The 14,942-nt window shown below is 32.8% G+C and carries 15 protein-coding genes; 5 read left to right on the plus strand and 10 right to left on the minus strand.

The features are described 5' to 3' along the window. Positions 1-49: 49 nt before the first annotated feature. From Q4548_RS08295 to Q4548_RS08325, 7 genes are all read right to left on the minus strand, one after another. Positions 50-1,447 (minus strand): COG3014 family protein, encoded by a 1,398-nt coding sequence (locus Q4548_RS08295; protein ID WP_303453602.1) that lies wholly within the window; start codon positions 1,445-1,447, stop codon positions 50-52. Positions 1,448-1,516: 69 nt separating this feature from the next. Then, the gene (locus Q4548_RS08300; protein ID WP_303453604.1) at positions 1,517-2,104 is read right to left on the minus strand and encodes a penicillin-binding protein activator LpoB; all 588 of its coding nucleotides are present in this window, start codon (positions 2,102-2,104) and stop codon (positions 1,517-1,519) included. A gap of 20 nt (positions 2,105-2,124) precedes the next feature. Next, entirely contained in the window at positions 2,125-2,556 is a 432-nt protein-coding gene (locus Q4548_RS08305) for a hypothetical protein (RefSeq protein WP_303453607.1), read from the minus strand. A gap of 59 nt (positions 2,557-2,615) precedes the next feature. Further along, positions 2,616-3,362, minus strand: coding sequence for a shikimate dehydrogenase (locus tag Q4548_RS08310; protein ID WP_303453610.1), 747 nt, complete (start codon positions 3,360-3,362; stop codon positions 2,616-2,618). Then, complete coding sequence (locus Q4548_RS08315; protein ID WP_303453612.1) at positions 3,362-4,354, minus strand: DUF368 domain-containing protein; 993 nt, start codon at positions 4,352-4,354, stop codon at positions 3,362-3,364. The genes Q4548_RS08310 and Q4548_RS08315 overlap by 1 nt, the downstream gene beginning before the upstream one ends. Before the next feature lie 2 nt (positions 4,355-4,356). Further along, positions 4,357-5,280, minus strand: a complete 924-nt coding sequence (locus Q4548_RS08320) for a DUF368 domain-containing protein (protein ID WP_303453614.1) — start codon at positions 5,278-5,280, stop codon at positions 4,357-4,359. Positions 5,281-5,309: 29 nt separating this feature from the next. After that, positions 5,310-6,683 (minus strand): lipopolysaccharide assembly protein LapB, encoded by a 1,374-nt coding sequence (locus tag Q4548_RS08325; RefSeq protein ID WP_303453616.1) that lies wholly within the window; start codon positions 6,681-6,683, stop codon positions 5,310-5,312. 149 nt (positions 6,684-6,832) lie between these two features. Between Q4548_RS08325 and pyrR the strand changes: the two genes are divergently transcribed. Genes pyrR through Q4548_RS08345 form a run of 4 tightly spaced genes read left to right on the plus strand, consistent with a single transcriptional unit; the run spans position 6,833 to position 9,559 of the window. Further along, positions 6,833-7,381 (plus strand): bifunctional pyr operon transcriptional regulator/uracil phosphoribosyltransferase PyrR, encoded by a 549-nt coding sequence (gene pyrR, locus Q4548_RS08330; protein ID WP_303453618.1) that lies wholly within the window; start codon positions 6,833-6,835, stop codon positions 7,379-7,381. A gap of 3 nt (positions 7,382-7,384) precedes the next feature. Next, a complete protein-coding gene (locus Q4548_RS08335) occupies positions 7,385-8,314 on the plus strand; it encodes an aspartate carbamoyltransferase catalytic subunit (RefSeq protein ID WP_303453620.1) in 930 nt (309 codons plus the stop codon). A 4-nt stretch (positions 8,315-8,318) separates the two neighbouring features. After that, positions 8,319-8,645, plus strand: a complete 327-nt coding sequence (locus Q4548_RS08340; RefSeq protein WP_303453622.1) for a hypothetical protein — start codon at positions 8,319-8,321, stop codon at positions 8,643-8,645. Continuing rightward, positions 8,645-9,559, plus strand: a complete 915-nt coding sequence (locus Q4548_RS08345) for a ribonuclease Z (protein WP_303453624.1) — start codon at positions 8,645-8,647, stop codon at positions 9,557-9,559. The genes Q4548_RS08340 and Q4548_RS08345 overlap by 1 nt, the downstream gene beginning before the upstream one ends. Before the next feature lie 130 nt (positions 9,560-9,689). On the opposite strand, the gene sppA is transcribed toward Q4548_RS08345, so the two are convergent. Continuing rightward, positions 9,690-11,426, minus strand: coding sequence for a signal peptide peptidase SppA (gene sppA, locus Q4548_RS08350; protein WP_303453627.1), 1,737 nt, complete (start codon positions 11,424-11,426; stop codon positions 9,690-9,692). Positions 11,427-11,454: 28 nt separating this feature from the next. On the opposite strand from sppA, the gene folK reads away from it, so the two are divergent. Beyond that, a complete protein-coding gene (gene folK, locus Q4548_RS08355) occupies positions 11,455-11,988 on the plus strand; it encodes a 2-amino-4-hydroxy-6-hydroxymethyldihydropteridine diphosphokinase (protein ID WP_303453629.1) in 534 nt (177 codons plus the stop codon). An 18-nt stretch (positions 11,989-12,006) separates the two neighbouring features. Here folK and Q4548_RS08360 read toward each other — a convergent pair whose 3' ends face one another. Continuing rightward, positions 12,007-13,725 (minus strand): alpha-amylase family glycosyl hydrolase, encoded by a 1,719-nt coding sequence (locus tag Q4548_RS08360; protein ID WP_303453631.1) that lies wholly within the window; start codon positions 13,723-13,725, stop codon positions 12,007-12,009. Beyond that, the gene (locus Q4548_RS08365; RefSeq protein ID WP_303453634.1) at positions 13,726-14,937 is read right to left on the minus strand and encodes a glycosyl transferase; all 1,212 of its coding nucleotides are present in this window, start codon (positions 14,935-14,937) and stop codon (positions 13,726-13,728) included. Between the last annotated feature and the right edge of the window lie 5 nt (positions 14,938-14,942).

Below are 14,942 nucleotides of genomic sequence, written 5' to 3' on the forward strand. Positions count from 1 at the left end.
ATTACTTTTTATTCAAATATATAGATTTTGCCAAATTAATCAATAATAGTTAATTAGCTTTATTTATTTGAGGTGTATTATAGTTTATAAAGGTTATTTTTTGATTTGGATCAATCTCAAATTCTTTATGCACTTTATTTCCATTAAAACCAGTCGCTTCTATTTTTACTTGCGTATTTTGATCTTCTAACGGAATTCTTGTGTAATAAATTTTATTAGGAAGTGTTTGCCAATTTCTTGTGTCGCTTTTTTCTGTAATAGCATTAAACAAACCAACTAAAGCTCCTAAATTTGCATTCTGATCTTTGATAATTTTTTCTGACATTTTTTTAGCGGCCAACCTCAACACAACTTTTCCTATTTCTCTTAGTGTTCTATCTTTTAAAGTCTCTTTTGCTATAACAGAATAATCTTGTACCAATTCTAAAGGATATTTTTTTTGATCTACAATAACCTTTGCGTTGGAAAAATAAGAAGGTCTGTCTTCGTATTTAGGAAAAGAAACATTGATGACACTCAAATCTGAAAAACGACTATTTTGAGATGAACTTACCGGAACAGGAATATTCATTCCTAATTCCTCATTTGTAATGGTTACAAATCCATTGTTGTACCTACCTGGCAATTGTGTAAACGTAAAATATGTTTGTGATTTGTATGGAATCATTCCATTTTCCCAAAAAACAATCAGGCTTTTTTCTGTTGTTTTTGGAGTATATTTAAGTTTAAAAAGCTCACTGTACCTTAACTCATCGCTAGTAAAGCCTAAATAATGAGCGGTGTTTATAAGATCTTGTTTTAATTGAGTTGGAATAGAAACTCCAAAATAACTCCCTTCGTTTTCCAAATACAATTCTACTGCATTTCTATAAGAAATAAAAGCATCGTTTAAATTGCCCGTTACCTCATACAACAAACCTTGTAAATTTAGCGAAAAAGCATCACTAGTATATCGGTTTTTTTTACCTTCGGGGTATTTGTCGTTAATTTTTTGCAGTTGCAAATTGATTCTTTTTGCCTCTACCAAAGCATCATCATATTGATTTAAAAAAATATAATTCAATGCTTTGTAATAATGAATGGCCACTTTCTCAAAGTCTTCACTTCTATACGTTTCCTTTTCTGGATTGGTCAGTACTCCTAAAATTTGATTTCCAAAATTATTCTTATGGTCTTCAATCAATATATCTGCCTCATTAAACAACTCATTACTCAACTTGTACTCTTTTTGTAAATGAGCTATTTTTCCCTTTTCTAAATAATTTAATAGTTTATTTCTCTTTTTATTTAAGAATTTACTTTTCTCAATTTTTTTATATGCGCTTTCATAGTTTTCCTGCTGAATCTGCTCTTGATAATCAATACTCAAATCATGATAGCTTGCACAACTAATAATTAATTGCACAAATGTCAAAACAAATAAATATTTAAAAAATGTTGCTTTCATTCTATGAAATTAAAAAACTGTTTAGAATTTAAAATACTCTAAACAGCTTTTATAAATTTAGAATTTCAATTAGTTTTTAACAAACTTTTTGATTTTCTTTTCTCCAAACCAAACTTTTTCATTGGTTTCTATATTTGTCAAAACCAGATCTATTTGGTAATAAACTACCTTGTCACGTTTGTGAGCATCTACTATAGAATTGATACTTCCTTGTAACATGTAATCTGCTCCTGTTTCTAAACCAAACTTTTTAACAGTAGACATAGCCGAGTTTTCTTGTTGATCTGCTCTTTCTGCTCTTAATTCATTTCTCATTTCTCCGCCTTGCACCACTCGTGCTCGTTGAGATTTTACCAATGCTTTTTCTATTTCAACAGTAAACAACTCTGCATCTATATGCTCATGAGATTTGTTACGAACCAAACCAACAATAATCACAGGTTTTTTTCCAGTTTCAATAGTATGAGTTGTCAACCAATCTCCCAAAACAGCTTGAGTACTCAAATCTTGAGCAGCCATTTGAGCATCTGTATCGTTCCATCTTCCGCTAATATCTATTTGTTCATCCGCAGCAACTCTTGTTATTTTTCTTGAACAAGATTCCATTGTAAAAAAGCCAACAGTTGCCAATGCCAAAACTATAATTCTTTTTTTCATTTCTGATTCTATTTAATTTACTATCTAATATGATACAAACCTCCAATAAATGGAGAACTCAATCCGCTAAAAACTGAGAAACCTCTTCTGTGTCCAAAACTCAATCCAAATGAGGTATTCCAACCAAAATTATTCCAGCCATAATTGTTATACCCACTTCTATACACTCTATATTTTGTATTTTTAGCTTCTTCCATTCGCTCCTCATGTCTCCATAAAGATCTCATAGCTCTATTATCTTTTCGTATTTTTTTACGAATTCTTTTTTCTTCCATCGGGTCTATTGCCACATAGGTTTCTTGAGCAGTAGTTCCTTGTTTGGTCGTATAAGTATCACTTACTTTTAAGTATTTTTGATAACTTTTTTCGTGATTTGGATTCTGATCTTTATTTTCTTGTGCTACTAAACCAATAGAACACATAAACAAAGCAATAATATAAATTGTTTTCATATGTAGTGCATTTTAAATGTTAGTATAAAATTAAATAAAATATAACAAATATTATACCGTTACTTATTGTTCCATATTTCCCATGATTTTTCAGCTTGCAACTCCAACATTTGCAATCCGTTTTTTACAACAGCTCCCTGTTCTCTTCCCAAACGTAAAAAAGTAGTTTCTGATGGATTGTAAATCAAATCAAATAATAAATGTTTTTCACTTAAGTATTGATAAGGCACATTTGGCTTTAGCTCAATATCTGGAAAAGTACCCAAAGGAGAACAGTTTACCAAAACCGTATACTCTTTAAGAATTTCTTCTGTCAATTGCTCATAACTAAACTTCTCTTGCGTTCCTATTCTTGACACAAATTTATACGATATTCCTAACTTCTTAAAAGCATAAGCTACCGCTTTAGAAGCCCCTCCTGTTCCTAATATTAACGCATGAGTGTGATGTTCTTTTAGCAAAGGCTGTATAGAGTTCTGAAAACCATACACATCTGTATTGTAACCGATTGCAGAACCATCATTATTTAATTTTATGGTATTTACGGCTCCAATTTCTCTAGCATCTTCATCTATTTCAGTTAAAAAAGGTTGAACCTCTTGTTTGTAAGGAATGGTAACATTCAATCCCTTTAACCCTTTTTCTTTCTTTTCTATAATCTCTTTCAATAACAAAATCTCCTCCAAATCAAAGTTCACGTATTGGTGATCTTCCAATCCCATTTTTTCAAATTTTTCTTTAAAATATCCTCTAGAAAATGAATACGAAATATTTTTCCCTACCAATCCAAATGTAGTCAAACTCATTATTTTTTAATTTTTGAATAGTATTCAATTCCCAACACAAGAAAAACTCCTGTTAATACAAATACTATTGCTATTATATTATGTTGCAAAGTAACATCTGGCAAGTACTTATCAAAGCCAACAATCACTTTTTGATTGTATTTATCTACAATATGTGTCCCATTAAACTCTGCATAAATTTCATTTTTCCACGGCCACACTGTTCCCAAAGAACCAATGATGAAACCGATAATAATTGCATTTACTATTTTTTCCCATTTGTTTAGCACAAAGGCCAACATTTTAGAAAAAAAAATCAATCCAGTTACAGATCCTAATGTAAAAATCGCAAAAATAGTTAGGTATTCTTGGCTTGTACTTTCTTCTAACACAGAGAGATTAAAAGATAAAAGCTCCAGTCCAACATTTCCAATTACATTTACGGTGTCTACCAATAAAAACACGTAATTCCCAAGCAACATTAACAAATAAGAACCTGACAACCCTGGAATTGTCATTCCAGAAACACCAATAATTCCACAAAAAAAAACAAACCAAAGATTGTGGTTTTCAGAGCTTGGTTCTATAAAATTAATAGCAACTCCAATAGCAACTCCTACCAGTAAAGAAACATAACTTTTTAATTCCCAATTAGGGTATTTTCTAATCAAATAAATTCCAGAACCTATAATCATTCCAAAAAACAAAGACCAAACTTGCAGTTCTTGGTGTTCTAAAAAATAATCTAAAACTCTAGAAACGGTAAAATAGCTAAAAACAATTCCACCCAATATAAAAACCAAAAACTTGGCATTAATGTATTCGTAAAAGCTTTTAAAACTTCTTTTAAAAAGCAGCCCAAAAGCTTTAGAATTAATTTTTTGAAATGAATAAATCAACTCATTGTAAAAACCCAAAACATATGCCACTGCCCCTCCGGAAACTCCAGGAACTTTATTTGCAGTTCCCATTAGTATTCCTTTGATAAAAAGTGAAATTGTTTTTGGAAACATAATTACGCTTTACGACTGGCCACTTTTTCCATCCCAATGATTAATAAGAAACCAAACCCTGCCAATACAATTGCAAAAAGAAGTTGTGCATCTCCATCGTAATGATTTGGCAAAATACTTTTCTGCAATACTGGTACAGTAACTCCTTTAGAATTTATTCTTGTAGACAATGTTTCTTTCCAAGGCCATATTTTATTCAACGACCCCAAAATAAAACCTGTCAACCCAGCCAAAGTCACGCTTTTATAATGTATGAACAACCATTTTAGCACTCTTGAAAAGCTTAACAATCCTACAATAGCTCCCAATCCTACAATAGCAATTACTTGTAAATCTCTACCATGAACCGCATCTAAAATAGTTTGGTACGCTCCTAACAACACCAATATAAAGGCTCCAGAAATTCCTGGCAATATCATCGCACAAATAGCCAAAGCTCCTGCTAATAATAAAAACAATACAGAAGCATCATCGCTTACCATTGGTTTTACAATGGTAATATAGTAAGCTACAGCACAAGCTAATATTAAGGATATAATCTCTTGTGCTCTCCATTTTTCAATCTGTTTCCCCACATATAATATACTTGCCAAAACCAATCCAAAAAAGAATCCCCAAAGCAAAATAGGATGTGTAACCAATAAAAAAGAAATTCCTTTAGCCAAAGACAGAACACTAATAGCGATACCAATCATTAAAGACAACAAAAAGGCACCGTTAAGTTTTTGCCAAGCAGCTTTTAATCCTTCTTCTTTTAATGTTTTTAAAATCGATAAGTTTACATTACTTATAGAGGTCAACAACTCTTCGTAAATACCAGATATAAAAGCTATGGTACCACCAGAAACTCCCGGAACTACGTCTGCAGCACCCATTGCCATTCCTTTTAAGGAAATAACAACGTAATCTTTAATTGATCTTTTCATTAAAAAATGTTTTTGAACAAAAGTAATTTTTATTGTGGGTTATCCAAAAGGTTTAAAATCATTCTTTTCACTTCTGGATCCATAAAAACATCTGGGCACAACTCCTCCATAATTAAGTAGTAATCTAAATCTAAAGACATGGCAGTTTTTAAGTGTAAAAAAGCCTCTTTTTTTTGATTTGATCTGTAAAACAAACAGCCCAGTCTATATTCTATTTCCGCAAAATTGTGGTGCTGTTTTTTTGCTGACACCAAAGTTGCTAGCGCATTGGTAATATTTTCTATATAGAAAGCCCAAGTATCTGCCAAAATAATCCAAATTTCTATTCCAGAATCACCCAATTCTATACATTTCACAAGAGAATCCGTAGCTTCTTCATAAAACTTCAATCTCAAATTAATCTCTGCATGATATCTCCAGTAGTCTACATTAGACTCGTCCAAAGCCAGTGCTTTGTTTTGATAATGTAATGCTTTGTCATAACTTTTCTCTGCATAATGAATAACGGCTAACAACATCCAACCTTTATCTAACAAAGGATCTTCGTGCAATGCTTTTTTGTAATAATAAATAGCTTTGGTTACGTCATTTTTCTTTTTATAACACTCCCCTATTCTTAGAAAAACAAATGCTGTTGGATCGTCTAAATCTAAAGTTATCTTGTAGTTTTCTATCGCTTCATCATAACGTTCCAGTTTTTCTAACGTTTTGGCTTTTTCTACATATCCACCAATAAATCCTTCATCTATTACCACCGCATAATCAAAAGATTTTAAAGCTTGGTCATAATTTTTTAACACAAAATGCTGCCTTCCTATTTGATGCCAAGCAACTTCACAGTATGGATTTTCATTTATGTAATTATTCAAAAAAGCAATCGCTTCTATGTGGCTCGATTCCATTTCGTAGCAATAAATAATATTGTACAAAGCTTGATAATCTTCTATATCTTGCTCCAAACAGATAGAGAAACACTCTCTAGATTTTTTATAATCGTCTAAATACAAATATTCCATACCTAACAATGAAGCAACATCGGCCAAATCATCTGTATATTGTTCTGCTATTTTAAGGTAGTCTATTGCCTCTTTGTGCTTGTCTTTTTTAGACAGTACATTTGCAATCTGAATATAAATTTCTTCGTTTGACGGATAGATTGCCATCAAATTATCTAACAAAATTCTCGCATCATCTAGTTTGTCTTCATAAACCATCACCTCGGCCTGAATCATCTTAATATCCACGGAATCAGGATGTTGTTCTAATGCTAAATAAATTGCTTTTTTAGCCATTGAATTATTTCCTTCATCTAAGTAGTAATGTATAATTTCCTCAAACTCAGTGGTGTCAAAAAAATAGACATCATTGGTTTTCAGCATTTCTTCAAATTTGGATAACGACATCATTATTTTCTTTTTTGAAAGAGAGGACTCTACATTGGTATAGATAAAGGTAAACAGAATCTAGGTTTGTTCCTACAACAGAGCTAAATGTTTTTAACAAATTAATCAACAAAAAAACTATATTTGTACTACTAATTTACTTAGACCTAATGAGTGACAAAATACTTCTAAACTCAAAAAAAATTCAAATCATTCTTCAGAGATTGACTTGTCAATTGATTGAAAACCATGGTGATTTTTCTAACACCGTACTAATTGGTTTGCAACCAAGAGGAACTTATTTTGCTGAAAGAATTGCTTCTATTTTGAGCAACGATTACCAAATTAAAAACATCAAATTAGGAAAATTAGACATTACCTTTTACCGTGATGATTTTAGACGTAGAGACGAACCTATTAGTGCCAACTCTACTAAAATCAATTTTTTAGTAGAAAATCAAAAAGTGGTTTTTATAGATGATGTTTTGTTTTCTGGAAGAAGTATCAATGCAGCATTGACCGCAATTCAATCTTACGGAAGACCTGCGGAGGTAGAACTATTGGTACTGGTAGACAGACGTTTTAGCCGACATTTACCTATTCAACCAGATTACAAAGGAGCTACTGTGGATGTAATTAACGAAGAAAAAGTAGTGGTAAATTGGAGTACTGATGGATTATCAGACTCCGTATATATAACTAATAAGAACAAAAAATAGTACATGAGTAGTTTAAGTGTTCCAAACTTATTAGGAATCAAACACCTGGTAAAAGAAGATATTGATTTAATTTTTGAAACTACAGATCATTTTAAAGAAGTGATCAATAGATCCATCAAAAAAGTTCCTTCCTTAAGAGATGTTACCATCGCTAATTTATTTTTTGAAAACAGCACTCGTACCAAACTTTCTTTTGAATTGGCAGAAAAACGTTTGTCTGCAGATGTAATCAACTTTTCAGCTTCGGGATCTTCCGTAAAAAAAGGAGAAACTTTGATAGATACTGTAAACAATATTTTGTCTATGAAAGTAGACATTATTGTAATGCGACATCCAGAAGTAGGTGCTCATGAATTTTTAGCAAAACACGTAAACACCAAAATTATCAACGCTGGTGATGGAACACACGAACACCCAACACAAGCCTTACTAGATTCTTATTCTATCAAAGAACATTTAGGAAGTGTGGCTGGTAAAAAAGTGGTGATTGTGGGAGATATTTTACATTCACGAGTGGCATTGTCTAACATTTATGCTTTAAAACTACAAGGTGCTGAAGTGAAAGTTTGTGGACCTGTTACTTTGATTCCTAAATACATAGAAAGTTTAGGAGTTGGTGTAGAAACTAATTTAAGAAAAGCATTAGAATGGGCCGATGTAGCTAATATGTTGCGTGTTCAAAACGAACGTATGGATATCAAATATTTTCCATCTACCAGAGAATACACACAACTTTATGGTGTAGACAAAAAATTATTAAATTCCCTTAACTCTGAAGTAACCATTATGCACCCTGGCCCTATCAACAGAGGAGTAGAAATTACTTCAGATGTGGCAGATTCTGACCAAGCTATTATTTTAAATCAAGTAGAAAATGGAGTTGCTGTTCGTATGGCATGCATCTATTTACTGGCAGAACAAATCAAGCAATAAGCAAATGAAAATAACCTCATCAGATAAATATATTTTATTTACAGCAGAAAGTCCTTTTGATATTTTTAAGCAAAATATTCAAAAAAACTTTTCTAATTACGCAGATAAAAATATTGTATTAGACCTTTCTAACATTACAACCACCGAAGAAGAAATAAAATCTTTGGAGAAATTTGCTGCAATACAAATAGAAAACAGTCATTCTTTTGCCATCATTCTTCCTTCATTTAACGCAGATGCTTTTGAAGAGGAACTGAATGTAGTTCCTACGCTTGTTGAAGCAGAAGATATTATTGACATGGATGAAATGACTAGAGACCTAGGGTTTTAATGGGAATTCAACTCACCATATTAGGCTGTCACTCAGCCAGTCCCAGAACCAATGCATATCCAACGGCTCAATATTTAAAAATAAACGAACGTCATATTTTAATTGACTGTGGAGAAGGTACTCAAGTCTTACTGAGACAACAAAAAGTTCCTTTTGCCAAAATCAAACATATTTTTATTTCTCATTTGCACGGAGATCATTTTTTTGGTCTTGTAGGTTTGATTTCTACGTTTGGTTTGTTAGACAGAAGAACCGAATTGCATGTTTATGGTCCTAAAGGAATTAAAGAAGTAATTACGTTACAACTAAAACTTTCTAAATCTTGGACAGCGTTTCCTTTATTATTTCACGAGCTGAACAGCAATGAGTCTACATTGATTTTTGAAGATAAAAAAATTAGCGTTACCACCATTCCATTAAATCATCGTGTGTACACCAATGGCTTTTTATTTGAAGAAAAAACTGCACAAAGAAAGTTAAACATGTCTGCAATTGGTCCGGAACCTGAAATTGAAATTTGCGATTATCACAATCTAAAAAACGGAAAAGACTTTGTAAAACAAGACGGGACTATTCTAAAAAACGAAGAGTTGACATTGCCACCGCAAGATCCAAAAAGTTATGCTTTCTGTAGCGATACATCCTATAAACCAGATATAGTTCCCATTATAGAGGGTGTTCATTTGTTGTATCACGAATCTACCTTTTTAGAAGACAAAAAAAACTTAACCGAAAGAACAAAACACAGTACAGCAAAAGAGGCTGGTAAAATAGCCAAACTAGCCAATGTAAAACAGCTGATTTTAGGACATTACTCTAGTAGGTATAGTGATATTACAGCATTTCAAAAAGAAGCTCAAACTGAGTTTGACAACGTAGAATTGGCAGAAAGCGGAAAAGTATTTGTTGTGTAAGTAATTATCTTGATAATAAAAATTTATCTTTTTTCAATTTCTTTGGTGCAAACCAAAACGAAAGGAGAGTATGTTTTAGAATCATCTTCTATCTCATCTCTCCATTTTTATTTTACAACACATAAAGACTCTACTCAATCTTCATTTCAAAAGGCATTCTAGCTTGCGTACTTTTAGTTTCAAAAAGATTTTTTAAAGAAGCTGCTTTGTCAACCAATTCACTCGGCAATATTTCTTCTATTCCTATTTGAGCTTTTATAAATGGAGACAGTCCAATCATTTTCTTAAAATCAATTTCATAGTTTGGCAATTCCATTATAGAATATTCTTTCAATTCTACTTGGCTTGCAGCATAAGCAATGGCATCATCTAAACTTCCCAGCTCGTCTATCAAACCAATTTCTAAAGCACTTGCTCCTGTCCAAACTCTACCTTGTGCTATTTCGTTAACTTTTTCTTTGGTCATTCCTCTTCCATCTGCAACTCTTTGTAAAAACACATCATAAATATTTTCTATACTTTCCTTCACTACATTTTTAAATCGTTCATCTACAGGTCTCATTGCACTGTAGTGCATTCCGTTGTTATGTGTGCTAACTACTTGAGAATGAATCCCTATATTTTCTGACAATTCCGCTGCATTTGGCAACACACCAAAAACACCTATAGAGCCTGTAATAGTTGTAGGTTCTGCATAAATTTTATCTGCAGCACATGCAATGTAATAACCACCAGAAGCGGCTAAATTACCCATAGATACTATTACTGGTTTTTCTTTTCTTGCATTTTCTACTGCTCTCCAAATTAAATCTGAAGCCAATGCACTTCCTCCTGGTGAATTTATTCTAAACACAATAGCTTTTACGTCTTTGTCTTTAGCAGCTTTGTCCAATGCTTTGATCATTTTGTCGGGAGCAATTTTTGTCAATTCTCCTTGTCCATAAATAATTTCTCCTTGTGCATAAACAACCGCAATTTTAGATTTTTCCTCTATCAAATCCATCAAAGATGTTTGCATGATATAATCCGAAAAAGAAACTTTACGCAACTCATCTTTCCCCAATTTCTTTTTTAGCATGTCTCCGTATGCATCTTCGTAAACAATAGCATCTATTAAATGATGCTCTAAAGCAGATTCTGAAGATTTCCCATACAAATTCATCACCGCGTCTTCAACATCAATATCTCTAGATGCTTTAACAGAAGTATCTACTTCTTGCCAAAGACTTGTAATCAGTTCACTAATTTGCTCTCTATTTGCAGGACTCATTTCATTGGCTATAAAAGGTTCTACAGCACTTTTGTACTTTCCATGTCTAATTACCTCCATTTTTACTCCGTACTTTTCCTGAAAATCTTTGTAAAACAACACTTCCGAATGCAATCCTTTCAACTCTACATATCCTAAAGGAGAAATGTATAAAGAATCTGCTATGGAATTTAGATAGTATTTTTTTTGTGAGTAAACATCATCGTAAGCGTATACAAATTTGCCTTCTTGTTTAAAGGTATCCAACATTTTTCTCAATGCTGTAATTTGTGCCCAACCTATGTTTTCTGGAATATTTCTTAGACTGATCCCTTTTATTCTATCATCGTACGTAGCACTTTCTATTGCTTTACAAACTGCATTAAAACCATACGTTTGTGCATCAAAACCTAAAATTTCTGATAAAGGATTTATTTCCATAGGAGCGTAATCATTCAACTCTCCCATCATGTTGATTTCCAATACAGAATTGGATTTTATTTCTTTGACAGCATCTTTAGATGCAACAATAGCAATTCCAAATCCAACCAAAACAAAAAGCACAATAGCCAACCATATCGCAACTAGCGATGACAAAACATTTTTTAAAAATATCATTCTTCAATTTTTTATAAAACAAATATAAATGATTCCTTTGCCTTTCAGTATCAAACTAATGAACATAGCTCATTTATCTTTAGGAACTAATTTAGGAAATAAACTAGCAAACCTGAACAACGCTCTTCAAAAACTTAGCCAACTAGGAACTGTTTTACAGATTTCATCTATCTATCAAACTCCTCCTTGGGGTTTTGAGAGTGATGATTTTTTCAATATTGCTTTGTCATTGCAAACTAATTTGGATGCAAACACTCTCATTATCCAATTATTAACCATTGAAGAAGAGTTAGGAAGAATCCGAAAACCAACTGCAAATGGTTATGCTGCAAGACCTTTAGATATTGATATTTTATTTTTTAACGATGAGATTATTCAAACGGAAAATCTCATCATTCCGCACCCAAGAATACAAGACCGAAAATTTGTACTGATTCCATTGCTTGAAATCCTTCAAAACTTTCAACATCCTGTATTCAAAAAAACGCTAGAAAAATTGCTTAAAACCTGTAACGATGACAGTACTTTAACAAAAAGAACAGACCTATCACTTACTCTTTAAACTTTTCAACCTTCTATTTTACAATTCTCCTTTTAACCACATCATTTGATACGGTTGCAATGTAATTGTAGCTGTTGCTAGGCTTGTTTCAGAATTCAACAAATCTTTTAACGGAAATGTAATTGTTTCTGGCAAAACACAATCTACTACCTCATCAGAAAAGTTATGTACCGCTAAAACTCTTTCTTTTCCATCAACACTGTATTGATCTACCACAAATAGTTGTTCTCCTAAATCTAAAAACTCAAACTTACCAAACGGATTGAATGCTGCTTGATTGATTCTAATCGCAATCAACTCTTTAAATTTCACAAACAACGTATTTGCCAAAGATCCTTCTTTAGCCAATTCTTTTTCCAACCAATCTATATGATATTTTTCTCTATTGATGGTTCTATTGATTCCTGAATGTTTCACTCCATCCAAATAATTACGAGAACCTACCAAAGAATGAAAATAAATTCCTGGAACCCCTGGCATTACCAACATAGAAGCCTGAGCCAACAACATTCTTTTGTATCTTACCTCATTTTTTTCACCAGGATGTGTCAATGCATCTATATAACTGCAATTCAATTCATAAGGACTTTTACTTCCATCAGGTTCCGTTCTATAAGACACCAAACCTCCGTGACTGTTGACCGTTTCTCCAATATAAGCGACTTCTTTATCGGTTAAAATCCCTTTGATTGGTCTTAATCCAATTCCATCGTGACTTGCTGTAAAATTGAAAAAACAAACTTTATCACTAGGCAATGTCAACGTTTTTGCCCACTCTGTAATGGTTTTGGTATTTGATGTTAAAATAGAATGTAGCAACAAAGGAGGCAATGCAAAATTATACACCATCTGAGCTTCATCGTCACCACTTCCAAAATAAGATACATTTTCATGATGTGGCACATTGGTTTCCGTAATAATAATTACCTCTGGAGCTACTTCATGTAAAACTTCTCTTATCAACTGAATCAATTCGTGAGTTTCATGCAAATGCACGCATTCTGTCCCAATTTCTTTCCAAACAAAAGCAATAGCATCCAAACGAATCAATGTTGCTCCTTTTTCTACATAATACAAAAGTGCCTCCAATACATTTCTTAACACACGATGACTTTGATAATTCAAATCTACCTGATCTTTACTAAACGTAGTCCAAACGTGTCTTGTTTTGCCAGTATCATCAACATATTCGCTAATCAACGGTAGTGCTCTAGGTCTAACCACTTTGCTCAAATCTATGGATGGATCTACTTCTATAAAAAAATCTTTGAAATAAGGATCTCCCGCCAAAAAAGCTTTGAACCAATCCGAAAACTGAGAAATATGATTGATTACACCATCAACCATCAGTCTGTAATCTCCGCTAATTTGTTCAATTTCTCTCCAAGAACCCATTCTAGGATCTACAGCGCTATAATTCACCACAGAAAATCCATCGTCCGAAGAATAAGGGTAAAAAGGTAAAATATGAATGGAGTTGATTACTCCTTTCAGATGCCTATCTACAAACATTTTTAATGTATGCAAAGACGGTTCATAATCTTTGTTTACCTGATCTCCGTATGTGATTAGCACAATGTCCTTTTCACTCAATTGGTATTCTTTAGATTGGATTCTAGCCTTGTACTTAAACACTAAATCTACAATACTATCAGCAGCACGCTCTGCTATTTCTGGCGGATATAACCTTTGTAACCTTTTGTTAATCGTGTGGTTTTTGTCTGTGATATGTTTCATTTATTCATTGTCTTTTTTAACGTATTCAACAAATTTTCCTGAAAATTCTGGCATGACTGATCTTACAGTTATCCATGATGATAGTGAAGAAATCCCCATAGGATCTTCATAAAACTCTTCCGATGCTTCTTTAATCGCTTCTTGAAAAGCTTCGACAGCTTTGATTTCTTTTTCTCTATTATACTCTAAAGCATTGAGTTTGCTCAAAGCGTTGTATTTTGATATTTCAAATCGTGACTCTTGAAAATAAGTTGCTAACAATGTTTTAAAAGAAGCCTTAGAAAACACTACTCCTTGTTGTGCTAAAACTCGAAACAATGTTTTGGCAATGTCATTAGACATTTTATAAATTCCGCCACCTGATTTTTGATCTCCTAATTCTTGATGCTTGTGATCGTAAGTCTCCATGATCTCTGTCTGACAAATTCTTTTGTTGGAAGTATTTTTATACACTTCACTCAACGTAGAAACTTCCAATCCCCAAGTTGGAGAAATTGCAATCCCTCTGGCCAACGATCTTATAAATGAAAATTCTCCCGACAAGGAATACCTAAAGCTTTCCATGTATTCCAAATACTTGTTTCTTCCGTAAACTTTGATCAAAGAGTTGATAAGGGGTGTGTACAACAATCTTGTTGCTCTACCATGTAATTTGTTGGTTACTCTGGAATAAAATCCTTTGTTAAACTCAAAATCCAAAGCAGGATGTACTATTGGGTACAACAATCTTGCAGGAATATCTCTGGTATAATTAATAATATCACAATCGTGCAAAGCAAAAGCATACGCGTCTTTATCTGCCAGAGCATATCCTAACATTGTCCAGACATTTCTTCCTTTTCCTGGAGTTTCTAAACCTGGAAAACCTTCTTCTGTTAAATCTCCATACAATTCTTTAATTCTAGGACCGTCATTCCATAAAACATCTACACTACAAGGCAGAACAGACATTATTTTTTTTACTTCTTCAAACTGTTTTTCGGTAGCCTTATCTAATCCTAAAATAATTTTATAGAGATATTTTACATTTTTTAACTCATCAATAATCTTATGCATTGCTGGAGTTTCAAATTCTGAGTACAATGCAGGCAATAACAAAACCATTCCCCTTCTCTTACTAAACTCCTCTAATTCGCTTTCTAAATCTTCTAAACTTCTATCTCCTAAATTTTGAAGTGTCGTAATCACTCCGTTTTGGAAAAAATCTGCCATTTATT

Origin of the sequence: Wenyingzhuangia sp. 2_MG-2023 (assembly GCF_030548295.1) — a bacterium.
Taxonomy (GTDB): domain Bacteria; phylum Bacteroidota; class Bacteroidia; order Flavobacteriales; family Flavobacteriaceae; genus Wenyingzhuangia.